We start from the raw sequence: 25,836 nt of genomic DNA, 5'->3' as shown, positions 1-25,836 counted from the left end.
GATGTGTTCCGGCTGTCCGTTGACACCGTGGCTCGGACAGCGGTTCTGCATGTCAACGCTGATGCCTTCGAGAATCGGGCCGAGCGACGTCGCGCCCAGAGGGCTTTCCTTAAGGAAGCTGGCCAGCTTATTGCTGGAATGTGCCTGCGGGTTGACGAGGGGGCAAGTCATGACCGCCCCCGCTAGTGTGTCTACTGAGGCGCTGCATACAACGTATTGCTCCTGTGATTGGCTGGTTCAGATCGCGGAGCAAGGGGTCAAGCTCGGGACTACACCTCCCGATGTAATGCGCTGGCTGCTCAATTTGCACGCCCACTGCGCAGAGGATCTACGCGTTCGTGGTTACACGCCTGGGGAGGCGATGCCATGAGCGCCTTCACCGATCGGCTCTATGCCAGCTGGAGGCGCCAAAACAGCGTCGCACAGCCTCAACGCACCTTGTCTGGGGGTATGGGGGGTGTTCCCCCCATGCAAGCCCAGCAGAGGCCATTCAAACCATCTGATTCCGCGGGCAACGCAGTGATGCGCCCTCGCACCTCTTCGCGCCCTGGGAAGCAGAAAACCCCCGCGAGTGCTACGAACACTCCGGGGGTCATGACCAACATTCAAAAGGGGAATGTCGATGGAACGCATTGTAGGACGTGACATCCTGCGTTGTCACGTAGGCGGAGGGTATGAGCTGGTCCGGCGTCCCTTGGGTAATGGACATTTTGAGTACCGGACATCCCCTATCAAGACCTGGGAGCACGTCGGGGAGCTGTCCGATATCGCATACGAGCATCGCCTGGAGTGCATGGCCGCAACGGAAGAGGACCGCAGGCAAGCGAACCTTGAGCGTGCGGCGAAGCGTGCCAAAACCCGTGTCCGACATCTCTGCAAGGCTGCTGGTATCGATACCCTGCTGACGCTGACATATGCCCAAAACATGACGGACTGGGCGCAACTCAAACGGCACATGAAGGAATTCAACCGGAGGATGGCCAAGCTCATCCCGGGGTGGTTCTATGTGGCCGCGTTTGAGCGGCAAAAGAGGGGTGCATGGCACGCCCATATGGCCGTGCATCGCCTCCCGGCGGAGCTGGAAGCCGCAAACGGCGTGAAGGTCAAAAGCTTCAACGTCATTCGGGCTGTCTGGCGTGCTGTTGCTGGCGAGATGGGCGGAAACATTGACGTCCAGGCGCGTAAGCGCAACAGCAGTCGAGCACCATCCAAGATCGCGGCGTATATCTCCAAGTACATGACCAAGGCATTTGCCGATGGAGAGCCATGGAGCAACCGCTTTAGCTCAAGCCGGGGTGTCACAGTGCCAAAACCAGAACGCATGCGGTTTACTGGTTACACCTTGCTGGACATGGCTCGCGTTGTTTTCGATGACCTGCCGGCCTGCGTTGGTGAACAGTTGCGGTGGGGTCTGCATCGCTGGAAGGACGGCTTCTGGTGGGTCATAGATCTCAACATACGTCCAAGGATGTACGTGCCATGAGCCTGTACAAACGCAAGGACTCGCCCAATTGGTGGATCAAGCTCCCTCCAATCCGGGGGGAGTTGCGGGACTTCTACAAAAGCACAGGCACGGGCAACAAGCGCCAGGCGCAGCGGTTGCATGACAAGCTTTGTGCGGAGCGATGGGAGCTCGACAAGATCGGGACCAAGCCCGCTCGCACGTGGGATGACGCAACAGCCAAATGGCTGGAAGAGACCTGCCACAAGCGTACGCACGAATGGGATAAATCCATGATTCGGTGGTTCCAGCCACACCTCGGTGCCCGCTCCCTGAACACGATCAATCGGGAACTGCTGGATGAAGTGCGGCGTGTGAGGTCTAAGGGCGTTACTCCCTCCACGGTCAATCGCTATATGGCCTTGGTGCGCTCTATCCTGCGCCGCGCTTGCTACGACTGGGAATGGATAGACCGAGTGCCCAAAGTCGGAATGATGCGCCAGTCAGACGGTCGGGTTCGTTCGCTCACGCGAGAGGAATTCGCCCGCCTGCTGGCCGAGCTACCCGACCACCTGGCTGATATGGCGCGTTTTTCCGTGGCAACCGGGCTGAGACAGGCGAACGTGAAGCGACTCCAATGGAAGCAAATTAGCCTGGAGCGTCAGCACCTATGGGTTTCGGCTGATCAGCACAAGAACGGCAAGGCCCACTCAGTTCCTCTCAATGCTGCGGCAATGGATGTACTGGTAAGGCGCCAAGGCGACCACCCGACGCACGTTTTCATTTATGAGGGTAACCCAGTCGAGCAGGTAAGCACAAAGGCATGGAGAGCGGCGTTAAAGCGGGCAGGGATAGAGAACTTCCGCTGGCATGACCTGCGCCATACCTTCGCAACATGGCATCGAGAGGCTGGGACTCCTACCCATGAGCTGCAGCGTCTAGGAGGATGGAAAACGCAGTCGATGGTCGAACGCTATGCGCATGTTGCGCCGGAAGGGCTACAAGTTGCTGCTGGTCGACTAGACTCATTTATTCGTCTCCTTTAGGGGCTTTCGTATGACTACTGTTGCGATTTGGATCAATCGAGAGATGCCCGCGCCGCATATTTGGGCAGTCGGAGATACGCGTTTATCGTCTACCGGCAATGAGAGAGTTAGCGTGTTAGACGAGGCTACAAAGCTTTTTTCTTTGCCAATCCAGTGTTGCCGACCTGACTCAAGCGGTTTTTTTTCTGACTGTTATTTTTCGCACACTATCGGTTTTGCGTATGCCGGCAATGCCGCTATTGGGTTGAATTTGTATTCCGCATTGCCGCCTCTTTTATCTCGTTTGGCGAGCGTTGACGGGAGCGTTCCGAGGTTGGACCACATCGCTGAATTTGTCGCGCGGTTGCTGCATCGACTTACCCATTCCCGGAATCAGCACTTATTGGATCGTGCGCTTGCGGAGGTCTCAATATTTGGATTTTGCTGCGTGGAGTCACGGTTCAGGATTTTCCACTTAACTCCTATCGTTTCTGCGCAAGTTTTTAGGGTTGATTGTTCGGAGGCGTGTACTTCTGCTGAGGATCAGATCCTCCTTCTTGGGGAGTGCAGGGATCAGATTCTTAAGGAAATTCAAAGGGAGAGGGCCGGTTTGGAGTACGGATCGATTCAATGGTGGCGGGCACCTAAGTCAGTCATTTCTAAGATCATCTCTAAGAATACCTACCCCGGCATTGGTGGAGATTTGCAAATGGGAATTTCCGATGAGCGTGGTTATTTCCCCTTTATGGTTTGTTCGCCGTTGGAGGAAGGTACCCCCCCGGCTACTTTGCGTTATCTGGGGCTTTCGGCATTGGTAGATCTTGGGCGCATAGGAGGATGCCATGTCAATATGCCAGGCATGGCCTAACACGCGTGAAATCAAAGCAGTCTTGTGATTGACATGCTACTGGGAAATTTTGTTTTATGGAATTTGATAAGCGGCGGACTTGGGAGTAGGATTTTTAACAAGTTACGCGCTAGCTACGTAAAAAAGCCCCTCACCATGACAGCGAGGGGCTTTTAAGAGTGGTGCCGGAGAGATGAATCGAACACCCGACCTTCTCATTACGAATGAGCTGCTCTACCGACTGAGCTACACCGGCGTTGGGCGAAATTATACCTTGGCGTGGTAGCTGGTGACCCGATCCACCTCGTTCTTCGAACCCAGGATCACGCTCACACGTTCGTGCAGGCTGGTGGGCTGGATGTCCAGGATGCGCTGGCGGCCATTGGTGGCAGCGCCGCCGGCCTGCTCGATCAGCCAGCTCATGGGGTTGGCTTCGTACATCAGGCGCAGCTTGCCAGGCTTGTTGGGTTCACGCTTGTCCCATGGGTACATGAAGATGCCGCCGCGCGTGAGGATGCGGTGCACGTCGGCCACCATGGAGGCGATCCAGCGCATGTTGAAGTCCTTGCCACGCGGGCCTTCCTTGCCCTGCAGGCATTCGTCAATGTAGCGCTTCACGGGCTCGTCCCAGTGGCGCATATTGCTCATGTTGATCGCGAATTCCTTGGTGTCGACCGGGATCTGCACGTTTTCCTGGGTGAGCACGAAGGAGCCCTGCTCGCGGTCCAGGGTGAACATGGCCACACCGTCGCCCACGGTCAACACCAGCGTGGTCTGAGGGCCGTAAACGCAGTAGCCGGCGGCCACCTGTTGTTTGCCCGGTTGCAGGAAGTCGCTCGCGCTGACCGGTTCGGCAGTCTTGGGGTCGTCGTTGTGCTTCTTGAGCACGCTGAAGATGGTGCCGATGCTGACGTTGACGTCGATGTTGCTGGAGCCATCCAGGGGATCGAACAGCAGCAAGTATTCACCGAGGGGATAGCGATTCGGCACAGCGTAGATGTCGTCCATCTCCTCCGAGGCCATGGCGGCCAGGTGGCCACCCCATTCATTGGCTTCGATCAGCACCTCGTTGGCGATGATGTCCAGTTTCTTCTGCACTTCGCCCTGCACGTTCTCGCTGCCGGCGCTGCCCAGCACGCCGCCGAGTGCACCCTTGTTGACGGCCTGGCTGATGCTCTTGCAGGCGCGGGCCACCACTTCGAGCAGCAGGCGCAGCTCGGACGGAATGTGACCGTGCACGCGCTGCTGTTCGACCAGGTAACGGGTAAGGGAAATTTTGGAAGACATAAGGGCTCCGATTTTCTTATTCGGCCAAGGCGCGTGTGACCACTTCGCGCACATCGTTGCTCAGGTCGGGCTTGGCGGCCACGCGGGCGATGGCTTCGCGCGCGGCGTGGCGGTAGGGCTCGGCGAGTTTCTTCCAGCGGTCCAGCGCACGCGCCAGGCGGGCGGCGACCTGCGGGTTGATCGCGTCGAGCTCGAGCACACGCTCGCTCCAGTAGACATAACCGGCCGCGTCGGCGCGGTGGAAGGCGCCGGGGTTGGCGCTGCAGTAGCTGAAGATCAGGCTGCGCGCGCGATTCGGGTTGCGCAGGTTGAAGTCCGGGTGGTTCATGAGCTGGCGCACGGCCGGCAACACCTGGCCGCCGCGGTCGCTGGCGCCGGCCTGCAGGGCAAACCATTTGTCCAGCACCAGGGCCTCGTCCTTGAACAGGGCGTGGAAACGCGCCAGCGCCTGGCCGGCCAGCTCATGCCCGCTGTGGACCAGGGCGCCCAAAGCGTTGAAGCGGTCGGTCATGTTGCCAGCGTCCTTGAAGCGCTGGTAGGTCTTGCCGGGCCAGATCACGTCGCCGGTCTCGCGCGCGGCCAGACAAAGCATGGTGAGCGCCAGACCGGTCAGGGCACGGCGGCCGGAGGATAGGGCGTCGGGGCGGTAGGCGCCCGTGTCATGGTGTTCCTCATAGGCCCAAGCCCAGTCGTGGCGCAATTCCAGCGCCAGTTGCTGGCGCATGGACTCGCGCACGGCGTGCACACGCTGCGGGTCCACCACATCGAGCTGCTCGGACATATAGGTCTCTGCCGGCAGGGTGAGCACCAGCTCCTTGAAGGCGGCGTCCAGTGTGGGGTGGCGCAGCACCTGGCGCATGGCTTCGACATAGGCGCTGTCCAGTACCTTGGCCTCGCCGGGCTGGGCGCTGCCGCGGATGAAGGCCAGAGCGCGCTTGACGGCCAGGCGCTGGCCGGCTTCCCAGCGGTTGAAGGGGTCGGTGTCGTGGGCCAGCAGGGCCAGCAACTGTTCGTCGCTGTAGTCACAGGCCAGCACCACGGGGGCGCTGAAACCACGCAGCAGGGAGGGGACGGGCTCGGCATCGACGTTGATAAAGCGCAGCGTCTGTGTCGTCTCGGTCAGCACGATGGTGCGTGAGCTCGGTCCGGGCTCGTTCTCGCCTTCGAGCTGCAGGGGCAGGGCGCGACCGTCAGCGGTGATCAGGCCCAGGCTGATCGGGATGACAAAGGGTTCTTTCAGCGCCTGGCCCGGTGTGGGGGCGCAGGACTGGCTCAGCGTCAGCGTGTAGCTGCGGGTGGCGGCATCGTACTGGGCCTGGGCCGTCACGCGCGGGGTCCCGGCCTGGCTGTACCAGCGCTTGAACTGCGGCAACAGGCGCGCGAGTTCGGAGCCGGGGTTGGCGTCGGCAATGGCCTGGGCGAAATCGTCGCAGGTCACGGCTTGGCCGTCATGGCGCTGGAAGTACAGGGCCATGCCCTTGGCAAAACCTTCGCGGCTGGTCAGCGTCTGCTGCATGCGCACGACTTCGGCGCCTTTTTCGTAGACGGTGACGGTGTAGAAGTTGTTGATCTCGATATAGCTGTCGGGCCGCACCGGATGCGCCATGGGGCCGGCGTCCTCGGGGAACTGGGCGGTGCGCAGCACGCGCACGTCCTCGATGCGCTTGACGGCGCGTGCGGACAGGTCCCCTGCCAGGTCCTGGCTGAATTCCTGGTCGCGGAAGACGGTCAGGCCTTCCTTGAGGCTGAGCTGGAACCAGTCGCGGCAGGTCACGCGGTTGCCGGTCCAGTTGTGGAAGTACTCGTGGCCGACCACGCTTTCGATGTTCGAATAGTCGGCATCGGTGGCGGTGGCCTGGTTGGCCAGAACGTACTTCGTGTTGAAGATGTTCAGGCCCTTGTTCTCCATCGCGCCCATGTTGAAGTCGCTGGTGGCGACGATCATGAAACGCTCCAGGTCCAGCGGCAGATTGAAGCGCGCTTCGTCCCAGGCCACGGAGGCCATGAGGGAGTTCATGGCGTGTTCGGTCTTGTCCAGGTCGCCCGGGCGCACGAAGACCTGCAAGAGGTGGTCCTTGCCGTTGCGCGCGGTGATGCGCTGTTCACGCGCCACCAGCTGGCCGGCGACCAGGGCGAAGAGATAGCAGGGCTTCTTGTGGGGGTCGATCCACTTGGCAAAGTGGCGGCCATCTTCCAGATCGCCTTGCTCGACCAGATTGCCGTTGGACAGCAGCACCGGGTATTTCTTTTTGTCGGCGCGCAGGGTCACCGTGTAGTTGGCCATCACGTCCGGACGGTCCAGGAAATAGGTGATGCGGCGGAAGCCTTCGGCCTCGCATTGCGTGAAGAAAGAGTCGTTGCTCACGTACAGGCCCATGAGCTTGCTGTTCTTCACCGGGGCGCAGGTGGTGAAGATTTCCAGTTCGAAAGGCGCCTCACCCTCGGGCAGGTTTTCCAGAACCAGCTGGCTGCCGTCCATCTTGAAACTCGTGCCCTGGCCGTTGACCAGCACGCGCGCCAGGTTCAGCTCCTCGCCGTCCAGGCGCAGGGGCTGGGCTGCCACGGCCGGATTGCGGCGCAGGGTCATCCTGTTGAGCACGCGGGTCTTGGCCGGGTCCAGGTCGAAGCTCAGGTCGACGGTGTCGATCCAGTAGGCCGGGGCGGCGTAGTCTTCACGCCGGATGACGTTGGCTTGTCCTTCACGCATGGTGATTCCTTAAACGCCCTGCTTGAGCGAGGCTTCGATGAAGGGGTCGAGGTCGCCGTCCAGCACTTTCTGGGTGGCCGAGGTCTCGTAGTTGGTGCGCAGGTCCTTGATGCGGCTCTGGTCCAGCACATAGGAGCGGATCTGGTGGCCCCAGCCCACATCGGTCTTGCTGTCTTCGAGCTTCTGCTGTTCTTCCTGGCGCTTGCGCATCTCGTGGTCGTACAGACGGCTGCGCAGACGCTTCCAGGCCACGTCGCGGTTGCTGTGCTGGCTGCGGCCGTCCTGGCACTGCACCACGATGCCGGTGGGGATGTGGGTCAGGCGCACGGCCGAGTCGGTCTTGTTGATGTGCTGGCCGCCAGCGCCGCTGGCGCGGAAGGTGTCGGTGCGCACATCGGCCGGGTTGATGTCGATCTCGATGGTGTCGTCGATCTCCGGGTAGACGAAGACGCTGGCAAAGCTGGTGTGGCGCCCGCCAGACGAGTCGAAAGGCGACTTGCGCACCAGGCGGTGCACACCGGTTTCGGTGCGCAGCAGGCCGAAAGCGTAGTCCCCCTCGATCTTGATGGAAGCACTCTTGATGCCGGCGGTGTCACCCGGGGTTTCCTCTTCCACCGTGGCCTTGAAACCCTTGCGTTCGGCGTACTTCAGGTACTGGCGCAGCAGCATGCTGGCCCAGTCGCAGGCTTCGGTGCCACCGGCGCCGGCCTGGATGTCCAGGAAGGCGGGCAGGGGGTCGGCCGGGTTGTTGAACATGCGGCGGAACTCCAGCTTCTCCACGATTTCGGAGAGCTTGGCTTCTTCGGCCGAGATGGTCTTGAGACCGGCCTCGTCGCCTTCCTCCTTGCTCATGTCGTAGAGCTCGGAGTTGTCGGCCAGTTCGCTGGTGAGCTTGTCCAGCGTGACGACCACATCGTCCAGGGCCTTCTTTTCCCTGCCCAGTTCCTGGGCGCGCTTGGGGTCGTTCCAGACCGTGGGGTCTTCGAGCGATGCGTTGACCGTCCTCAGCCGTTCAGCCTTGGCATCGTAGTCAAAGATACCTCCGGAGCTCGACCGTGCGCTGGCTCAGGTCAGCCAGTTTGGTACCGATGGCATTGATTTGTTCTGCGTCCATGATGGGGATCCTGTCTGTGTTCTGCGGGGGCGGGCAGGGTGCTGGGAGCACGCTTTTTACCCGTAACCCCGCATTTTCTCATGTCCACGCGGGCTCAGGCCAGGAAGTCTTCGATCAGGCGCGCCAGCTGCTCAGGCTGGTCGTGGTGCAGCATGTGGCCGGCATCCTGGACCCGGGCCTGCTGCAGCTGGGGCACGCTTTTCAGGCGTTCATGGAATTCGGCGAGGGTGTATTTGCCTTCCCACCACTGCTCCATCTGGTTGTCGCTGGCCTCCACGGAAAGCACGGGGGCCGTGATGGCGGCAAAGGCGGCCAGCACCTCGTCGACGCGGTAGAGCTGGGCGTTGACGATCTTGTGCGCGGCGTCGCCCAGGATGGCCCACTGGTCTTGCGCATTCGGGCGTGCCCAGTGCCGGGCCAGCCACTGGGCCTTGTCCTCGCCCAGGCGCGGGTTGGTCTTCATGAGGCGGCGCGCGACGCCGTCGGCGTTGGTATAGGTCTTGAGGTCCAGTTCACCGCGGTGCAGGCTCTTGAGCTCATCCATCCACTTGGCGTAGCGACGGGGCGCCTGTGCCGCTTTGGTGGCCGGCATGCCGAAGCCTTCCAGGTTGACGAGGCGGCGTATGCGCTGGGGGCGCGCGCCGGCGTAGAGCATGACCACATTGCCGCCCATGCTGTGACCGACCAGGTCCACGGGCTTGTCGCCGGCGTACTGGTCGAGCAAAAAATCCAGATCGGCCAGATAGTCCGGGAACCAGTAGTTGTCATGGCCAGGGCAGTCTGTCAGACCAAAACCGCGCCAGTCGGCCGCGATGATGGTGCGACCCTGGAAAAAAGCCGGGCTGAAGGCGTCCACGACGAACTGGTAGGAAGCGGCCACATCCATCCAGCCGTGCATGAGCACCAGCGGAGGCAGGGCGGATTCGGCCTCCCCCCAGCGCCAGACGTGGTACTTCAGGTTGCGGACTGGGGCGAATTCGCTGTGGGCGGGGCGGCGGGCTTGGTACATTTGCACCATCATAAGGAGACACCGTATGGCGCGCAGTCAGGAGCGGGACAACTACGAATCCTTGCATCGCCAGTTTCGCTGGCAGGTGCCCGAGTCCTTCAATATCGCCGAGGTCTGTTGCCGGCGTTGGGCGCAGGCCGCGGACGCGGGGCAGCGTGTCGCGGTCCATGCCGACGGGGCGGGTCTGCGGGCACGTACCCACAGTTACGCCGAACTGCAGGAGCAGGCCAATCGCCTCTCAACGGCCCTGGGCACGCTGGGCGTGCGGCGCGGTGACCGTGTGGCTATCGTGCTGCCGCAGCGCTTCGAGACCGCAGTGACCTACATGGCGGTGCTACAGATGGGGGCGGTGGCCACGCCCCTGTCCACCTGGTTCGGGCCCGAGGCTCTTGAATTCCGCCTGAACGACAGCGCGGCTTCGGTGCTGGTCTGTGACGACGCGGCCATCCTCACCATCCAGAACCTGCGCGGCCATTGCGAGGCCCTGCGGTACGTGATCGGCGTAGGCGACAGTGTTGGCGGAGATGCCGGCGGTGGTGCAGCGGGCGCGGCCGACCTGGATTACGCGGCGCTGCTGGCGACGCAGCCGTCCGCCTACGCGCCCGTGCCCACCCGTGCCGAGGACCCCGCGGTGCTGATCTACACCAGCGGCACCACGGGCAACCCCAAGGGGGCGCTGATCCCGCACCGCGCGCTGATCGGCAACCTCACGGGTTTCGTCTGCAGCCAGAACTGGTTTGGTTTTGATCCCCAGGCCAGGGGACCGTTGCCGGAACTGCCGCAGCCCAAAACGCCGAGCGTTTTCTGGAGTCCGGCCGACTGGAGCTGGACGGGTGGACTGATGGATGCACTCTTGCCCTCGCTGTATTTCGGCCGTCCCATCGTGGCCTGGAACGGCCGTTTCAGCCCGCAGACCGCCTTTGAGCTGTTGCAGAAGTACGAAGTCACACACACCTTCCTCTTCCCCACAGCGCTCAAGGCCATGATGAAGGCCTTTCCGCAGCCGAGACAGTTCTTCAGGCTCAGGCTACAGGCCATCATGAGCGCGGGCGAGGCCGTGGGTGACGCGGTGTTCGCCTACTGCCAGAAAGAGCTGGGCGTGACAGTCAACGAGATGTTCGGCCAGACCGAGGTCAACTACATCGTGGGTAACTGCGCGATTTTCTACCCGGCCAAACCCGGCAGCATGGGCAAGGGCTATCCGGGCCATCGCGTGACGGTGATCGACGAGCAGGGCAGGGAATGCCCGGCGGGCACGGTGGGCGAGGTGGCGATCCATCGCTACGACGTGCATGGCCACCCGGACCCGATCTTCTTCCTGGGCTACTGGAAAAACGAGGCGGGTACACGCGACAAATACACCGGCGACTGGTGCCGTACTGGCGACCTGGCGCTGCGTGATGCCGACGGCTACCTCTGGTACCAGGGCCGGGCCGACGACATGTTCAAGGCCGCGGGTTACCGCATCGGCCCGGGCGAGATCGAGAACTGCCTGGTCAAGCACGTGGCCGTGGCCAATGTGGCAGTGGTACCCAAGCCCGATGCCGAACGCGGCGCGCTCGTCAAGGCCTACGTGGTGCTCACGCCCGATGCGCAGGCCAAACGCGGCGATGAGCCTATCGCGCGCGCGCAATGGGACGCGCGCCTGGTGGCGGATCTGCAGCGCCACGTCAAGGGCATGCTGGCACCCTACGAGTACCCTAAGGAAGTCGAGTTCATCGACGCCCTGCCCATGACCACCACCGGCAAGGTGCAGCGCCGTGTGCTGCGCCTGCGTGAGGAGGAACGGGCGCGGCAAGCGGGGATATTGAAGACTCCGTAAACTCCACGTCTTTCTGTTGAGAGGGAAAACAATGAATAGCGTCCGGCTCGGCCAGAGCGATCTGCAAGTCACCCCCATCTGCCTGGGCACCATGACCTTTGGTGAACAGGTCAACGAAGCCCAGGCCCATGCCATCCTGGACCGCGCCTTGGAGCGAGGCGTCAACTTCCTGGACACGGCCGAGGTCTACTCGGTACCCACCAGGCCCGAGACCTATAACGCCACCGAGAAGATCATCGGCAACTGGTTTGCCAGCCGTCCCGGTGCCCGTGCCAGGATGCAGGTCGCGACCAAGGTGGCCGGCCCTTCGCGCGGCATGGACTGGGTGCGCAAGGGCAGCCCCAATGTGACGCCGGCCGAAATGGTGGCGGCCTGCGACGACAGTCTCAGACGCCTCAAAACCGACGTGATCGATCTTTACCAGATCCACTGGCCCCTGCGCCACGTGCCCATGTTCGGTCAGATGTATTTCGATCCGGCCAAGGACGATCTCACGGTCACGTCGATCCACGAACAGCTGGCAGCCCTGGGCCAGCTGGTGCAGGCGGGCAAGGTGCGCGCCATTGGTCTTTCGAACGAGTCGCCCTATGGTGTGCATGAGTTCGTGCGCCTGGCCGAGCAGCACGGCCTGCCGCGTGTGGCCACGGTGCAGAACCCTTATTGCCTGGTGAACCGGACGGTCGAAAATGCCCTGGATGAGACTTTGCACCGTCTGGGCGTCTCGCTGCTGGCCTACTCACCGCTGGGTTTCGGCCTGCTGACGGGCAAATACGACCAGAGTGGTTTCCTCGGCAGTGATGCGCCCAAGGACGGGCGCATCGCCAAGTTCGAGAGCGTGCGCAAGCAGCGCTGGGGCCGCGCCGAGGCGCTGGATGCTGCGCGTCGTTACAACGCGCTGGCGCGCGAACACGGCCTCACACCGACGCAGATGGCCCTGGCCTTCTGCTACACCAAGTGGCAGGTGAGCAGCACCATCATTGGTGTGACCTCGATCGCGCAGCTGGACGAAGATCTCAACGCCTGGGGTACCACACTGAGCCCCGAGCTACTCAAGGCCATCGACGCGATCCGCAAGGAGATGCGCGACCCGGCTGTCTAGGCTGGAAGCTCCTGCCTATTTGAGTAGGAACTTCAGCAGCTTGTCCGTCAGCGGCCCGTAGGGTGGAGCCAGCAGCTTGGCCGTGGAGAAACGCGCCTGATGGAACACCGGGCGCAGCTTGGAGAAGGTCAGGAAACCTTCTCTGCCGTGGTAGTGGCCCATGCCTGAGGCGCCCACACCGCCGAAAGGCAGCTCTTCCTGGCCCACATGGAAGAGCGCGTCGTTGATGGACACACCACCCGACATTACGCGCGTCAGCAATTGCGCCTGCACGGCCTTGTCGTTGGTGAAGGGGTAGAGCGCCAGTGGCCGCGGCCCGGCGTTGATGCGCTTGATTACATCGTCTTCCAGGTCTTCGTAGGCGATTACCGGCAGGATGGGGCCGAAGATCTCGCGCTGCATCAGCAGGCAGTCTGCGGGGGCGTCCAGCACAATGTGCGGTGCGACCTTGCGCAGCTTGGCATCGAAGGGCTTGCCCGGGATCAGCGGAATCACCTGGGCGCCGCGTTGTTTGGCCTCATCCAGCGCGTGCAGCAGCCGCGCGTAGGCGATCTCGTCGATGATGGCCGTGTAGTCCGGTGTGTCGAGTTTGGGATAGCGTTTGGGCACGATTTCCTGGGCCAGGCGTACGAACTCCTTGATGCTTCGCTCAGGCAGGTAGACGTGGTCCACCGTGGTGCAGATCTGGCCGGCATTGAGGTACTTGACGTAAAGCAGGCGTTCGGTCGCCGTGCGCAGGGGAAAGTCCTCGCAGACGATGGCTGGTGATTTCCCGCCGAGCTCCAGCGTGACCGGGCACAGGTTGGCCGCAGCGGCAGCCATCACGGCACGGCCGGTCTGGCCCGAGCCGGTGAAAAGCAGATGGTCGAAGGGCAGGCTGGAGAAGGCAATGCCCACACCGCCGGTCTCGTCGAAGATCTGCAGCTTCTCTTCGGGAAAATAATCCGGCAATTCCTTGATCAGGAGCTTGGCCAAGTGGCGCGAGTTCTCGCTCATCTTGACCATGGCACGGTTGCCGGCAGCGAAGATGGCGGTGAGTGGCAGCAGGCTGAGGTTGAGCGGGAAGTTCCAGGGCACGATCACACCCACCACGCCCAGGGGTTGCGGGATCACGCGGTTGCTGGCCAGGCCGAAGGCCAGGCGGTCAATGCCACGACGCTGCGGCTTCATCCAGCGCTTGAGGTGCTTGAGGGCGTGGTCGACGCCCTTGATCACCGGCATGACTTCGGTCAGCAGCGTTTCGTGGCGTGAGCGGTTGCCATAGTCGGCGCTGATGGCTGCGCAGATGGCTTCCTGGTGCTCCAGCACAAAGCGTTTGAGTTTTCGCAGGTCGTTGCAACGGCTGGCGTAATCAGGTTCCGGGTTGGCGAGGTAGGCGGCGCGTTGGCGCTTGAGCGCGGCTTCCAGCGGCGCACGCAGCAGTGCGGTGGCGGAATCGTTGACTGCGTTCATCGTTTTCTCCGGAAGATGCATGCAGGCCGGAATATAGCGAACTGCGGGAAGGGCACTCATTTTGCGGGATTGCCTGCGCTGATTCAAGGTACGATATTCGGCAGAGGGCTGATGCAAGCGGCGCTCTGTTTCTCCCCTGGCATGGCCTTGACCTATACCGCTGATCCAACGCTGTTCACCATGAACCTGGTGCAGGCGGGCATGTTTGGCATTTCCTGGGCGCTGATCGGCGGCTCCCTGAGAATTTTCAACGCGGCCTCCAGGTGGTTTGCCCTGGCGAACGCCCTGCTCGCCATCAGCATCTATTTGCTGGTCCATCGCACACCCCAGCCCAGCTACCTGCACTACCACGGCGTGGAGTGGCTCATCTTTGCGGGGTTTCTGGCCTTTCACGCGGGCATCGTGGTGCAGGTGCGTGCACACCATCCACCGCCGCTATGGCGCCGGCTGCTACCCGTGGCCTTGGCCGTGGGCATCACCGCGCCGTTTGCACCGGATCCCAGCTCCTTCACGGTCCGGGCCCTGGTGTTTTCATTCACCGTGGCATGGCTGGCGGGGCAGTGTTTCCTGGACTGCTACCGCGGTTTGACCGGGGAGCGGTTCCCGGTCATGGCTCGCTGGGCGATCAGCACGCCTTTTCTGATGGTGGCCCTGGCCATGGGGGTGCGCGGTGTGGTGACCCTGTTGAGCCCTCCGGTGGACCAGACGGCTACCTTTGTTCCGGTGCCCGACTTCACGCCCTTTCTCTGGGCGTTGACGGTGCTGCTGCTGGCGACCAATATCGCCCTGTCGGGCCTGACCGCCGGGCGGCTGGTCATGCACATCAGCACGCTGGCCGAGAACGATTACCTGACCGGTTGTCTCAATCGGCGTGCCTGGGAAGCCCGGCTGCAGATCGAGTTTGACCGCAACCGGCGCAGTGGCAATCCCCTGGCCTGCGTGTTTTTCGATCTGGACCATTTCAAACGGATCAACGACGCACACGGCCATACGGCGGGCGACCTCGCCCTCAAGCACACCGTGCAGGTGATCAAGGGACATCTGCGCACGGTGGATGTCCTAGGCCGCTTTGGTGGCGAGGAATTCATGGTGCTGATGCCTGACACGCATCTGGCCGGTGGGCTGGAGGCGGCCAATCGCATGCGGCTGGCCTTGCAGGATTCGCCCCTGCGCATCCAGGATGTCGAACTGCACATGACCGCCAGTTTCGGGGTGGCGGTCCTGGGTAACGCCGAGGCGCAGGAGGACTTCGTGCACCGTGCCGATGCTGCGACCTATGAAGCCAAGCGCCTGGGGCGCAACCGGGTAGAGGCTGCGGTCGAGACTCAGGTCGCCATGTAGCGCCCGGCGCGGTGGTTGATGGCCAGCGTGAGGTTGAGCACCACGGCTGCGACGACGGACAAGGCCACCTGCACCAGCGGAACCATGGCCAGCGCCAGCAGCAGGATGAGCGTGTCCACGGCCATCTGCACATGGCCGGCACGCCAGCCGCGTGTCTCCTGCAGCCAGAACGCCAGGATGCCCACGCCGCCCAGGCTGGCGCGGTGCCGGAACAGGATGAGAAAACCCACGCCCAGCAGCACCCCGCCCAGCAGCGCCGCGTAGAGCGGGCGCACCTGCTCGAAACTGATGAGGTGCGGCGTGAGCTCGGTCTGCACCGAGAGCAGAGCCACGGCCATCATGGTCTTGATCAGAAAGGCCCGGTCCATGCGTCGCCAGGCGAGTACATAGAAAGGGAGATTGAGCAGGAAGAACACCGGCCCGAAGCCCCAGCCCGTGCCGTAGTGCAGCAGGAAGGCGATGCCCGCCGTGCCGCCACTGAGCAGCTGCGCATGCTGGAAAAGAGCCACGGCCAGCGCGATCAGGGCCGTGCCCGAGAGCAGGGCCAGGGCGTCTTCGGCCCTGCTGTGGTGCAGCGCCGGGGTGTCTTGGGGGGTGTCCATGGGGCTGGATTGTGGCATCGGGCCAAAGGCGGCCGGTTGAGCCGGCTGATGGAAAATCGCGGCATGGCCAAGAAAGAACATGTTTCCGAAACCCCCGCCACCCAGTTGCTCAAGGCCCGCAAGGTGGACTACACCGAACATCCCTACGAGTACCTGGAGCATGGCGGCGCCCAGCACAGTGCGCAGGTGCTGGGCTGGGATCCGTACACGGTGGTGAAGACGCTGATCATGCAGGACCAGGACGCCAGGCCCCTGGTGGTACTGATGCACGGCAACCGCAAGGTCTCGACCAAGAACCTGGCCAGGCAGATTGGCGCCAAGTCGGTCGAGCCCTGCAAGCCCGAGGTGGCCAACCGCCACAGCGGTTACCTGGTGGGCGGGACCTCACCCTTTGGTACCCGGCGCGAGATGCCGGTCTACATCGAGGAAACCATCCTGGCATTGCCGCGCATCCTGATCAATGGCGGGCGGCGTGGTTATCTGGTGGGCATTGCGCCGCAGGTCTGCATGCAGCTGCTGGAGGCCACGCCGGTGCACTGCGCCTTGGTCGAATAGACCAGGGCATGTCGGGGCAGGGCACCCTGTTCCCGGGCGGAGTCTGAGAGAATGGACCTGCAACGGAGTTTGTTCCATGCGATTTCCGGGTTTTGCATTCTTCTCCAGGCGTGCCGGGGCACTGGCCAGCGCGGTCATCGTGCTCGCCTTGTTGCTGATCGCCGGGGAAGTTTTCCTGCAATCCCAGCTGCAGGACCGCCTGAACAAGCGCCATATCGAGACGCTGTCCTACGCCACCACGCTGCGTGTGCGCCTGGAGCGCGAGCTCAATTCCCTGCTCTACCTCAGCAGTGGTTTGGGTGCCTATCTGGTCGTGCGCAACAACAGCATGCAGGCCAGCGAGATCCAGGACATCCTGGCCGTCCTGCATCGCAGCAACCGGCATGTCCGCAGCTTTGGGGTGGCGGTCGGTTTCCGGGTGCAGTATGTCTACCCCCTCCAGGGCAACGAGCGGGCCATCGGCCTGTACTACCCCGAGCAGCCGGCCCAATGGCCCGTGATCCAGAAGATCGCCCAGAGCGGCCTGGCCGGGCTGGCCGGGCCGGTGGATCTGGTGCAGGGTGGCCGTGGTCTGATCTACCGCATGCCCCTGATGTTGCAAGGGCGTTACTGGGGTTTGCTGTCGACGGTCATCGATTCGGACTCGCTCCTGCAGGCGGTACAGGCCGAGTCGGAGGACGACCGGTTCGAGTTTGCGATCCGGGGGCGTGATGCCCTGGGGCTGGGGGGCGGGCCGGTCTGGGGTTCGATGGCGCTGTTTGAGCAACCGGACGTGATGGTGCAGGAGATGGATGTTCCCGGCGGGCGCTGGGCCATAGGCGTGCGCAGCCAGATCCCAGACGACAGCAGCGGCTTGCGCTGGCTGATCCGTGCCAGTTCCGTGGCGGCGGGCCTGTTGGTGGCGACCATGCTCTACATGTTGATCCGTAACCGCAGCCTGATGGCGCACCGTGCCATGTACGACGATTTGACGCGACTGCCCAATCGGCGCCTGTTCGAAGACCGGGCGTTGATGGCCTTTTCCCGCCAGCAGCGGCAGCCGGAACAGCTTTGTGCATTGCTCTTCCTCGATCTCGACGATTTCAAGCATGTGAATGACCAGCATGGCCACAAGGCGGGTGATGCTGTGCTCATGGTCGTGGCCAACCGGGCCCTGGCGGCCGTACGTCAGAACGACACGGTGGCGCGTTGGGGCGGGGATGAACTGATCGTGTTGCTGGAGCAGGTCTCCCGGGACATGCTGGAGACGATCTCGCAGCGCTTGCGCAGTTCCATCCAGGAGCCCATCGATTTCGAGGGCTGCAGGCTGCAGGTCGGCGTTTCCATCGGGGTGGCGATCTATCCGGAGGACGGTACCGATCTGGACCAGCTGCTGCACGCAGCCGACGGCCATATGTACAGCGACAAGACCGATCGCAAGGTTGCCGCCTCCAGGCCTGCGCCGCTGGCAGAATAGCGGCCAATACCAAAACAGTTCCTGTCCTGTGCAGGGACGCTAGAGGAGAAAAGAGCCTTGGATTCCCTGTCTGCGATCTATCCCGTCCTGGCCGCTGTGGTCGCCTACCTGTTGGGCTCCCTGTCCTTTGCCGTCATCGTCAGTCGCGTCATGGGTCTGAACGATCCGCGCACTTACGGCAGCAAGAACCCCGGGGCGACCAATGTGCTGCGCTCAGGATCGAAAAAGGCCGCCATCGTGACCCTCTTGCTCGATGGCGCCAAGGGCTGGCTGCCCGTCGCCCTGGTCCAGTGGTATGGCAAGCCTTACGGGCTGGAGGCTGGCACCGTCGCGTTGGTGGGCCTGGGGGCTTTTCTGGGCCATCTGTACCCGGTGTTCTTCCGCTTCGAGGGCGGCAAGGGCGTGGCAACGGCAGCGGGCGTGCTGCTGGGCGTACATTGGGCCCTGGGCCTGGCCACACTAGGGACCTGGGTCATCATCGCGGCCTTCTTCCGCTATTCCTCGCTGGCCGCGCTGGTGGCTGCTGTGTTCGCACCCCTGTACTACATCTTTGGCGATGGTCTGGCCTGGTACATGGAGGGGGCGGTGCTGTTCACCGTCAGCCTGATGTCGCTGCTGTTGATCTATCGCCATGCCGAAAATATCGGTCGCCTGGCGCGTGGCACCGAGACCCGGCTCGGCCAGAAGAAAAAATCCTGAGATCGCGCGCTCAGCTCGTCTGGGCAGCGTGTGCACCGAGCTGCAGGATCATGTGATGGTTCAGGCGCAGCCGCACCAGGGAGGTGGCCAGTGCTGCCTGGATGGTCGGCCGGCCGCTGATGGTGCGGTGCAGGCGCGGCTGCGGCAGCACCTGGCCATCGGTACCCGAGACCACGGCCACATGGGGCAGGTTGGGGCGCACACTGCGGCGCATCACGATGGCCAAGGTGTTGTCTTCCAGACGCACATAGGTGCCCGGTGGGCACAGGCCCACGGCGCGCACCATCGCGTGACCGATCTCATCGTTGTAGGCGTTGGCACCGGTCATGATGGTGCGCACGGACTCGGTGGCGCTGCGGCCTTCCCGTGACTTGCGCGGCGAAATCATGGCGGCGTAGCGGTCCACCACGCGCAGGATGCGCACCAGCCGTTTATGGGCCGGCAGCAGGCGCAGTTCGATCTTTTCCGTGAATTCGTCGTGATGCGAGGACACCACCTCGATCCACAGCGGATCGTTCACGCCCAGGCTGTTGGCCAGCATCAGGCCGCCCTTGGGCGCATGCAGGCGGATGGCTTCGAGTTGCGGGGGGGAGAGTTTCTCGGTCTGCAGGGCCAACTGGTCCTGGAGCTCGGTCATGGCGATATTCATGGTCAGCGCAGCATGGACCAGGCTGTCACGCTCCTTGGGGACCAACTTGAGTTCGGCGGCGATCAGGTGGCAGAGGGTGGCACAGACCAGACTGTGCGAGGCGCTGTAGCCTACCGAGGAGTTGGTGGCCAGCTGGAACAGCAGGTAAAGGCCGACATCGGCATCACGCTGCAGCAGTGCCTGCATCCAGCGATCGTATTGCCAGATGCGCTGCTCGAACTCCTGCACGCTCAACGGGCTGCCCAGCAGGATGCCCAGGCCTGACTCCAGGTCCGACCACAGACCCAGCAGGTCTTCGTACTCGTTTTCGTTTTGAACAGTCACGGTGCACGCTCAGGGAATTGAAGCCTAGGATACCAGCAGCGTCAATACCGGCGCTCCAGCACCATCTGGTCGTTGGTACGGGTCATCTGGAAGCGGGTCAGGTAGCTGTTGCCCAGCAGCACATAGGGCATGGGCGATGGGGTGACCAGTGCTTCGACGTCGTAGACGTCCACGCTGCCCAGGCGTATCGTGGCCAGCTTGGTGACCCAGCCCACGGTAACGCCGTTGGCGGTGCCGACCTGCACCGTCTGCCCCGACTTGTAGGGCAGGTCGATGGCGTCGGCATCGGTGACGCTGAGCGAGACCACCGATGCACCGGTATCCACGATGAAATTGACCGCGCGTCCGTTGATCTGTCCCGGGGTGCGGAAATGCCCGTTGGTGCCGGCGTGCAGGATGATCCGGCGTCTGTCACCGCCTTCAGCCTGGGCGTCGGCATTGAAGGGGGCCTCGCCCAGGCGCAGGGTCTGGCGTATGCCGTCGACTTCCACGATGGCTTGGTTGGCTTCGGCGGCAATGAGCTTGACGCCCTGGTGGCTCTGGCCCACCGCCACGCTCTTGGGGGCGCCGCCATTGACCACCAGCAGGGCCTTGCCGCCCAGGATGCCAGACAGTTCCACAGTCTGCGCCCGCACCGCAAGCGTCAAAGTCAAGGCGCATATCAGCAGGAGGGCCCGGCGGTTCATGACGCTGGCCTCAATCGCGGAAGTTGTTGAAGCTGATGGGCACGTCGCTGACTTCCTTACGCAGCAAGGCCATCACCGCCTGCAAGTCATCACGCTTGGCGCCGGTGACGCGCAATTTGTCTTCCTGGATGGCGGCCTGTACCTTGAGCTTGCTGTCCTTAATCAGGCGCTGGATCTTCTTGGCCAGTTCAGCCTCGATGCCGTTGCGCACCTTGATGAGTTTCTTGACCTTGTCGCCGCCGATCTTCTGCAGATCGCCGATGTCCAGGAAACGCACGTCCACGGACTGCTTGGTCAGCTTGTTGCGCAGTATTTCAAGAATCTGTTCGAGCTGGAAATCGGCATCGCCGGTGACGGTGATTTCCTTGTCCTTGATTTCTATGTGGGCCGAAGTTCCCTTGAAGTCGAAGCGGGTGTTGATCTCCTTGGCGGAGTTCTCCACACCGTTTTTCACCTTGACCATATCGGCTTCGCAGACGGTGTCAAAAGAAGGCATGACGGTATTTTTCTGAGGCTGATGCAAGTGAGAGAATCAGGGTCTGTTGCCGACCCCCCTGAGGGCCAATGTTAGTCGAGAAAAACGTCCCGCTCCAGCCGTACAACACCTTCCGCATCGTCGCCCGGGCCCATACCCTGGTCCGGGTGTTGCAGGAGGCCGACGTGCGCGCTCTGCTAGCCGATGCCGCGCTCGGCCCGGCACCCAAGTTTGTGCTGGGTGGGGGGAGCAATATCGTGCTGACCGGGGATGTGAAGGCGGTGGTACTCAAGGTGGAGATCATGGGCCGGCGTCTGGTCGAGGAGACGCCCAAGGCTTGGATCGTCGAGGCCGGCGCCGGCGAGAACTGGCACGATTTTGTGAGTTGGACGCTGGACCAGGGCTGGCCCGGTCTGGAGAACCTGGCCTTGATCCCTGGTACTGTTGGTGCGGCGCCAGTGCAGAACATCGGTGCCTATGGCGTGGAGTTGCAGGACCGTTTCGAGTCGCTCGACGCCATCGACCTGGAAACCGGGCGCGTCTTCACGCTGGATGCCGCGCAGTGCGGTTTTGCCTACCGTGACTCGGTGTTCAAACATGTCGCTGATGGCGCTGTCCCGGGCTTCGGGCTGGCGGGCCGCGCCCTGATCACCCGGGTACGCCTGGCGCTGCCCAAGGCGTGGAAACCAGTGCTCGGTTACCTGGACCTGGAGCGCAAGATGGCCGAGACCGGCGTCCGCGAACCGACGGCGCGCCAGATTTATGAGTGGATCTGCGAGATCCGTCGCGCCAAACTGCCCGATCCGGCCCAGATCGGCAATGCTGGCAGTTTCTTCAAGAATCCCACCGTCAGCCCCGAGCAGTGCGCTGACATCATCGCGCGTGAGCCCAAGATCGTGCATTACCTGCTGGACGATGGCACGGTAAAGCTGGCTGCCGGCTGGCTGATCGACGCCTGCGGCTGGAAGGGCAAATCCATAGGCCAGGCTGGTGTCTACGAGAAGCAGGCCCTGGTGCTGGTCAACCGGGGCGGTGGCGAGCAGGGGGCGACGGGGGGAGAGGTCATGACCCTGGCCAAGGCCATCCAGACCAGCGTCTACGAACGCTTCGGGATCCGCCTGGAGCCTGAGCCGGTGGTGGTCTGAGGCGGTGCGGCCTCAACTTGTGCCCGGGTTGATCTCGCCGAGCGCCCGCTCCAGCGCGCTGCGGCTGGGTGTCTCGATGAACACGCATTGCTTGCCCGTGCGCTTGCAATGGTCCTTCACACGCCAGTAGGCGTTGTGGCTGATGCAACCGCTCTGGCAGATCACCAGGTCGGCTGCCGCCAGGGTAGCGTCCAGCAGATTGCTGTTGTCTTCCGTGCCGCCGTCGTGGTGCAGGAAACGCGCGCCGGTGTGTTCGATCACCTGGCGGTAGATGGGCACGCTGGCCGTGCGCCCCCCAACGCAGAGCACCGAGCGCTGGTCCAGGTCCGGTGGCGCGACCGGTGCTTCTGGCGCGTTGGTCTGGGCACGCTGTGCGGCTTCCAGCCTGTCCTGCAAGGCCTCGGCACGTTCCCGCTGCTGTTGCGTTTCCTGTCGGGCCTGTTTCAGCAGGCGTTTCAAGGTCTGGAGCTCATCCTCCAGCAAGCGGTTCTGTTGTGCCAGTTCCTGGCGAGCCGCCAGGTTGGGCGCGCTGGCTTGCAGTTGCACCAATGTTTCCTCCTGCTGGTGCAGGCGGGTCTGGGCCTGAACCAGATCGGCACGCAGGCGCAAGGTCTCGGCTTGTTGCTGTTCCAGCCGGGCGCGGTGCTGGCCGGTCTGTTGCTGGCTGCGCTCCTGCGCGCCGGCCAGTTCACGCGCCAGAATGGCGTTTTCCTCGTGCAGGTTTTCCAGCCGTGTCAGGTCGGCACGGCAGGCCATGCCGACCTGATGCTGCAGCATATGGACTTCGCCCAGGATGCGCTGTTCCAGCTCGGCATCGCAGCGCGGGTGGGTCAGTGCCGCCCACAGGGCACCGGCCCAGTCGGCGCTGGCCCGGCAGTCTTTCCACCAGACACCCAGGGCCTCGGTGTTCTTGAGCTGTTGCGCAGACCGCAACACCAGGGCATAGCGGCTTTCAAGCTCTTTGTGCAGGGTCTCGGACAGGGGCGAGCGCTGCCTGCATTCGGTCACGACGGTGCAATGCACCTCGTAGTCGCTGTAGCGGTCCAGTCGGCCCAGAGTCTTTTCGGCCAGACGGCGCAGCTGGGGCAGGGGCAGGCAGACCCCGACCACCGGGCAGTAGGCGTGGCCATCAAGCTCCCACAAGCGACGCCGGCGCGAGCCGCCAGGCAGGGTCATGGTGGACTCGACCGCCTTGGGGCCGATCTGCAGGGCGTTTGTTGTGGCTTGGCGTTGGCACATGGACGTCTCCGGCTCAATGCAGCAGACCGCCGCCACCTGGCAGGGCGGCCAGCGGGTCCGAGGCCAGGGTCACCACCGAGGCGTCGCCGGCTGATTCGGTCAGCAGCACCCAGCGTTCGTGTGCACGCGCCATGACCTGGCGCAGGCCGGGGCTGGCGTGGGGATGGCCTTTGAGGCAAAACAGGTTGGAGACAATCTTGCGCGCCATCATCGTGCGTTGCCGGCTGCCGGGCGCGCCGGTTTCGGCCTGGGGCGTGGCCCAGCAAGTCATGAGTGCAAAGGTGCCGGCCACGAGGGATTCGAGGCAGGGCGGGTTCAACTCGTCATGGTGACAGGACATCGGGTTCCTCCAGAAGGTGACAGCCGTTTGTTGCAATGATTGTAATGAGAATAAATCTCATTACAATCATTAGACCGACTCACCACCAGGGTCTTGTGCCCGTGTCAAAAAGCAAAAAGCCCGCGTGAAGCGGGCTTTTTTCAGGAGATGGGCTGAATCACTTCAGCTTGGTTTCCTTGTATTCCACATGCTTGCGAGCCTTGGGATCAAACTTCATGATCGCCATCTTCTCGGGCATGGTTTTCTTGTTCTTGCTGGTCGTGTAGAAATGACCGGTGCCGGCCGTGGATTCCAGCTTGATTTTTTCGCGTCCGCCTTTGGTTGCCATGATTCAGCTCCTTAAGCTTGGCCACGTGCGCGCAGGTCGGCGAGCACGGAGTCGATGCCATTCTTGTCGATCAGACGCAGGGCGGCGCCGGAAACGCGCAGACGGACCCAGCGGTTTTCCGATTCGACCCAGAAACGACGGTATTGCAGGTTCGGCAGGAACCGGCGCTTGGTTTTGTTGTTGGCGTGGGAAACATTGTTCCCGACCATCGGGCCTTTACCCGTTACTTCACATACGCGTGCCATGAGGACACTTCGCTTTCTTCAAAACGGCCGCCACCTGAGCAGTGGGGGCCTCACCTCGCCAGTAGGGTGGCGGTAACCCATGATGGACCGCAAAGCCCAGCAAAGCCCGCAATTATAGCCTAATCGGCCACCCGAGGCTCAGGTGTCCTGTTCCAGGAAGCGCTGGGCATCCAGTGCCGCCATGCAGCCGGTGCCGGCGCTGGTGATGGCTTGACGGTAGACATGGTCCTGCACGTCGCCTGCGGCAAAGATACCCGGTACCGAGGTCTGGGTGGCAAAACCCTTGAGCCCGCCCTTGGTGACGATGTAGCCGTTTTCCATCTCGAGCTGGCCCTGGAAGATCTCGGTATTGGGGGCATGGCCGATGGCGATGAACGCGCCCTTGAGTTCCAGGTCCTCGGTGCTGCCGTCCACCGTGCTCTTGAGCCGCACGCCGGTCACGCCGCTGGCGTCACCCAGCACTTCGTCCAGGGTCCTGAAGGTCTTGAGGACGATCTTGCCGGCCTTGACCTTTTCCATGACCTTGTCGACCAGGATGGGCTCGGCCTTGAACTTGTCGCGGCGGTGCACCAGGTAGACCTTGCTGGCGATGTTGGAGAGGTAAAGCGCTTCTTCCACGGCCGTGTTGCCGCCGCCCACCACGCAGCAGACCTGGTCGCGGTAGAAGAAGCCGTCGCAGGTGGCGCAGCCCGAGACGCCGCGGCCCATGAAGGCGGTTTCAGAGGGCAGGCCCAGGTACTTGGCCGAGGCGCCAGTGGCGATGATGAGTGAATCGCAGGTATAGGTGCCGCTGTCGCCGATCAGTGTGTAGGGACGCTTGCTGAAATCGACCTTGTTGATATGGTCATAGACCAGCTCGGTCTTGAAGCGTTCGGCATGGGCCTGGAAACGCTGCATCAGCTCCGGGCCCTGCACGCCATCGGTGTCGGCCGGCCAGTTGTCGACCTCGGTGGTGGTCATGAGCTGGCCGCCCTGGGCCATGCCGGTGACCAGCACCGGTTTGAGGTTGGCGCGGGCTGCGTAAACGGCGGCGGTGTAGCCGGCTGGGCCGGAACCCAGGATCAGGACCTTGGCGTGTTTGTTCTGCGACATTCTTTAAGCCTTCGTTTTTCGGGGTCTTTTGGTCAATAATCGGTAGCGCCGCGCAACGTGCCGCGGTGCATGGCGAGGGAGGAGACCGGAAAACCGGCCGACTCGTCATTGTATGAACTCAACAACGCACGCGCAGAATGACCGAACTATGTCAATGCTGACCAATCAGGATTTGTTGCGCCGGGTTCCGCTGTTCTCCATGCTTTCGGACGAGCAGTTGCAGGCGCTGGCGACCGCCGTGGTGAAGCGTCGCGTCAAGCGGGGCGAGCGGGTTGTGACGCAGGGCCAGAAGTCCGATGCCCTGTCCATCATTCTTTCGGGGCGCGCGCGCGTACTCATGACCGACACCGGCAACGGGCGTGAGGTCATCCTGGCCACACTGCAGACGGGCGACTACTTCGGCGAGATGAGCCTGATTGACAACGATGTGCATTCCGCCTCGGTCGAGGCCGAAACCCAGACCGACGTGCTGGAACTGGCTCGCAACGAGTTCCTGCGCAGCCTGGCCGACAGTGCGCCCATGGCCTACGGCATCATGCGTGGCCTGGTGCAGCGCTTGCGCCACGCCGATCGCAAGATCGGTTCCCTGGCCCTGATGAGTGTTTATGGCCGCGTGGCCAATGTGCTGCTCGACGCGGCCAAGATCGACCCGGCAGGTGACATGACCATCCGTGACAAGCTCTCGCGCCAGGATATCGCCAAGATGGTCGGCGCTTCGCGCGAGATGGTCAGCCGCGTCATGAAGGACTTCGAAGAGCAGGGTTTCGTGACCCCGCTCGAAGGCGGCGCCATGCGCGTCAAGGAACGCCGCTCCAAGCCGCGCTGAATGCGGCGCTTCACCCCGGGTGAAGACGCCC

General features: G+C 62.7%; 24 protein-coding genes and 1 tRNA gene. 10 read left to right on the top strand and 15 right to left on the bottom strand.

Going from position 1 to position 25,836, the window contains the following annotated elements; all coding sequences use genetic code 11:
- Positions 1–622: 622 nt before the first annotated feature.
- Positions 623–1,483, top strand: a complete 861-nt coding sequence (locus AC07NT_RS11615; RefSeq protein WP_498598872.1) for a rolling circle replication-associated protein — start codon at positions 623–625, stop codon at positions 1,481–1,483.
- Entirely contained in the window at positions 1,480–2,487 is a 1,008-nt protein-coding gene (locus AC07NT_RS11610; protein ID WP_498598873.1) for a tyrosine-type recombinase/integrase, read from the top strand. Before AC07NT_RS11615 ends, AC07NT_RS11610 begins: the two co-directional genes overlap by 4 nt.
- Before the next feature lie 1,006 nt (positions 2,488–3,493).
- On the opposite strand, the gene AC07NT_RS11605 is transcribed toward AC07NT_RS11610, so the two are convergent.
- The 5 genes from AC07NT_RS11605 to AC07NT_RS11585 all read right to left on the bottom strand — a co-directional run bounded on the left by AC07NT_RS11605 (position 3,494) and on the right by AC07NT_RS11585 (position 9,430).
- Positions 3,494–3,569: transfer RNA gene (locus AC07NT_RS11605), tRNA-Thr, on the bottom strand.
- Positions 3,570–3,580: 11 nt separating this feature from the next.
- Entirely contained in the window at positions 3,581–4,600 is a 1,020-nt protein-coding gene (locus AC07NT_RS11600) for a class 1 fructose-bisphosphatase (protein ID WP_498598874.1), read from the bottom strand.
- A 16-nt stretch (positions 4,601–4,616) separates the two neighbouring features.
- Positions 4,617–7,307, bottom strand: a complete 2,691-nt coding sequence (gene pepN / locus AC07NT_RS11595; RefSeq protein ID WP_498598875.1) for an aminopeptidase N — start codon at positions 7,305–7,307, stop codon at positions 4,617–4,619.
- A gap of 9 nt (positions 7,308–7,316) precedes the next feature.
- Positions 7,317–8,421, bottom strand: a protein-coding gene (gene prfB, locus AC07NT_RS11590; RefSeq protein ID WP_498598876.1) for a peptide chain release factor 2 whose coding sequence is annotated in 2 segments (ribosomal slippage) — positions 7,317–8,339 and positions 8,341–8,421 — 1,104 coding nt in all. Because the reading frame shifts where the segments join, the coding sequence is not laid out codon by codon here.
- 94 nt (positions 8,422–8,515) lie between these two features.
- Positions 8,516–9,430 (bottom strand): alpha/beta fold hydrolase, encoded by a 915-nt coding sequence (locus AC07NT_RS11585; protein WP_498598877.1) that lies wholly within the window; start codon positions 9,428–9,430, stop codon positions 8,516–8,518.
- Between the two features lie 25 nt (positions 9,431–9,455).
- Here AC07NT_RS11585 and AC07NT_RS11580 point away from each other — a divergent pair, with 25 nt between their 5' ends.
- Together AC07NT_RS11580 and AC07NT_RS11575 are read left to right on the top strand one after the other, a co-directional pair.
- Positions 9,456–11,252 (top strand): acetate--CoA ligase, encoded by a 1,797-nt coding sequence (locus AC07NT_RS11580; RefSeq protein ID WP_498598878.1) that lies wholly within the window; start codon positions 9,456–9,458, stop codon positions 11,250–11,252.
- A gap of 31 nt (positions 11,253–11,283) precedes the next feature.
- Entirely contained in the window at positions 11,284–12,351 is a 1,068-nt protein-coding gene (locus AC07NT_RS11575) for an aldo/keto reductase (protein ID WP_498598879.1), read from the top strand.
- Between the two features lie 15 nt (positions 12,352–12,366).
- Here AC07NT_RS11575 and AC07NT_RS11570 read toward each other — a convergent pair whose 3' ends face one another.
- A complete protein-coding gene (locus AC07NT_RS11570; RefSeq protein ID WP_498598880.1) occupies positions 12,367–13,803 on the bottom strand; it encodes a coniferyl aldehyde dehydrogenase in 1,437 nt (478 codons plus the stop codon).
- Between the two features lie 111 nt (positions 13,804–13,914).
- On the opposite strand from AC07NT_RS11570, the gene AC07NT_RS11565 reads away from it, so the two are divergent.
- Positions 13,915–15,144, top strand: a complete 1,230-nt coding sequence (locus AC07NT_RS11565; protein WP_498598881.1) for a GGDEF domain-containing protein — start codon at positions 13,915–13,917, stop codon at positions 15,142–15,144.
- On the opposite strand, the gene AC07NT_RS11560 is transcribed toward AC07NT_RS11565, so the two are convergent.
- Positions 15,129–15,746, bottom strand: coding sequence for a YitT family protein (locus tag AC07NT_RS11560; RefSeq protein WP_498598882.1), 618 nt, complete (start codon positions 15,744–15,746; stop codon positions 15,129–15,131). The two genes, AC07NT_RS11565 and AC07NT_RS11560, sit on opposite strands and share 16 nt — an antisense overlap.
- 63 nt (positions 15,747–15,809) lie before the next feature.
- Between AC07NT_RS11560 and ybaK the strand changes: the two genes are divergently transcribed.
- From ybaK to plsY, 3 genes are all read left to right on the top strand, one after another.
- A complete protein-coding gene (gene ybaK / locus AC07NT_RS11555) occupies positions 15,810–16,301 on the top strand; it encodes a Cys-tRNA(Pro) deacylase (protein ID WP_498598883.1) in 492 nt (163 codons plus the stop codon).
- Between the two features lie 76 nt (positions 16,302–16,377).
- Positions 16,378–17,757, top strand: coding sequence for a diguanylate cyclase domain-containing protein (locus tag AC07NT_RS11550; RefSeq protein ID WP_498598884.1), 1,380 nt, complete (start codon positions 16,378–16,380; stop codon positions 17,755–17,757).
- A 66-nt stretch (positions 17,758–17,823) separates the two neighbouring features.
- Entirely contained in the window at positions 17,824–18,456 is a 633-nt protein-coding gene (gene plsY / locus AC07NT_RS11545) for a glycerol-3-phosphate 1-O-acyltransferase PlsY (protein WP_498599166.1), read from the top strand.
- 10 nt (positions 18,457–18,466) lie between these two features.
- Here the strand turns inward: plsY and AC07NT_RS11540 are convergent, their stop codons facing one another.
- The 3 genes from AC07NT_RS11540 to AC07NT_RS11530 are packed head-to-tail and all read right to left on the bottom strand — an operon-like array spanning position 18,467 to position 20,611.
- Complete coding sequence (locus tag AC07NT_RS11540) at positions 18,467–19,429, bottom strand: HD-GYP domain-containing protein (RefSeq protein ID WP_498598885.1); 963 nt, start codon at positions 19,427–19,429, stop codon at positions 18,467–18,469.
- A gap of 41 nt (positions 19,430–19,470) precedes the next feature.
- The gene (locus AC07NT_RS11535; RefSeq protein WP_498598886.1) at positions 19,471–20,082 is read right to left on the bottom strand and encodes a retropepsin-like aspartic protease family protein; all 612 of its coding nucleotides are present in this window, start codon (positions 20,080–20,082) and stop codon (positions 19,471–19,473) included.
- Positions 20,083–20,125: 43 nt separating this feature from the next.
- Positions 20,126–20,611: a YajQ family cyclic di-GMP-binding protein gene (locus tag AC07NT_RS11530; RefSeq protein ID WP_498598887.1), complete on the bottom strand. Its 486-nt coding sequence runs from the start codon at positions 20,609–20,611 to the stop codon at positions 20,126–20,128.
- 68 nt (positions 20,612–20,679) lie between these two features.
- On the opposite strand from AC07NT_RS11530, the gene murB reads away from it, so the two are divergent.
- Positions 20,680–21,735: a UDP-N-acetylmuramate dehydrogenase gene (gene murB / locus AC07NT_RS11525; RefSeq protein WP_498598888.1), complete on the top strand. Its 1,056-nt coding sequence runs from the start codon at positions 20,680–20,682 to the stop codon at positions 21,733–21,735.
- Between the two features lie 12 nt (positions 21,736–21,747).
- Here murB and AC07NT_RS11520 read toward each other — a convergent pair whose 3' ends face one another.
- From AC07NT_RS11520 to trxB, 5 genes are all read right to left on the bottom strand, one after another.
- On the bottom strand, positions 21,748–22,974 hold the full coding sequence (locus AC07NT_RS11520; protein WP_498598889.1) for a DUF2325 domain-containing protein: 1,227 nt from the start codon (positions 22,972–22,974) through the stop codon (positions 21,748–21,750).
- Positions 22,975–22,987: 13 nt separating this feature from the next.
- Positions 22,988–23,314 carry a hypothetical protein gene (locus AC07NT_RS11515; RefSeq protein ID WP_498598890.1) on the bottom strand — a complete coding sequence of 109 codons (327 nt, stop codon included), beginning with the start codon at positions 23,312–23,314 and terminating at the stop codon, positions 22,988–22,990.
- A gap of 157 nt (positions 23,315–23,471) precedes the next feature.
- Positions 23,472–23,642 carry a 50S ribosomal protein L33 gene (gene rpmG / locus AC07NT_RS11510; protein WP_057676949.1) on the bottom strand — a complete coding sequence of 57 codons (171 nt, stop codon included), beginning with the start codon at positions 23,640–23,642 and terminating at the stop codon, positions 23,472–23,474.
- A gap of 11 nt (positions 23,643–23,653) precedes the next feature.
- Entirely contained in the window at positions 23,654–23,887 is a 234-nt protein-coding gene (gene rpmB, locus AC07NT_RS11505; RefSeq protein ID WP_498598891.1) for a 50S ribosomal protein L28, read from the bottom strand.
- A 138-nt stretch (positions 23,888–24,025) separates the two neighbouring features.
- Entirely contained in the window at positions 24,026–24,979 is a 954-nt protein-coding gene (trxB, locus tag AC07NT_RS11500; protein ID WP_498598892.1) for a thioredoxin-disulfide reductase, read from the bottom strand.
- A 148-nt stretch (positions 24,980–25,127) separates the two neighbouring features.
- Here trxB and AC07NT_RS11495 point away from each other — a divergent pair, with 148 nt between their 5' ends.
- On the top strand, positions 25,128–25,805 hold the full coding sequence (locus tag AC07NT_RS11495) for a Crp/Fnr family transcriptional regulator (RefSeq protein ID WP_498598893.1): 678 nt from the start codon (positions 25,128–25,130) through the stop codon (positions 25,803–25,805).
- Positions 25,806–25,836 lie beyond the last annotated feature (31 nt).

This window comes from Hylemonella sp. GW821-FHT10B10, assembly GCF_059415585.1.
This window is presented reverse-complemented; position numbering and strand designations above follow the sequence as displayed.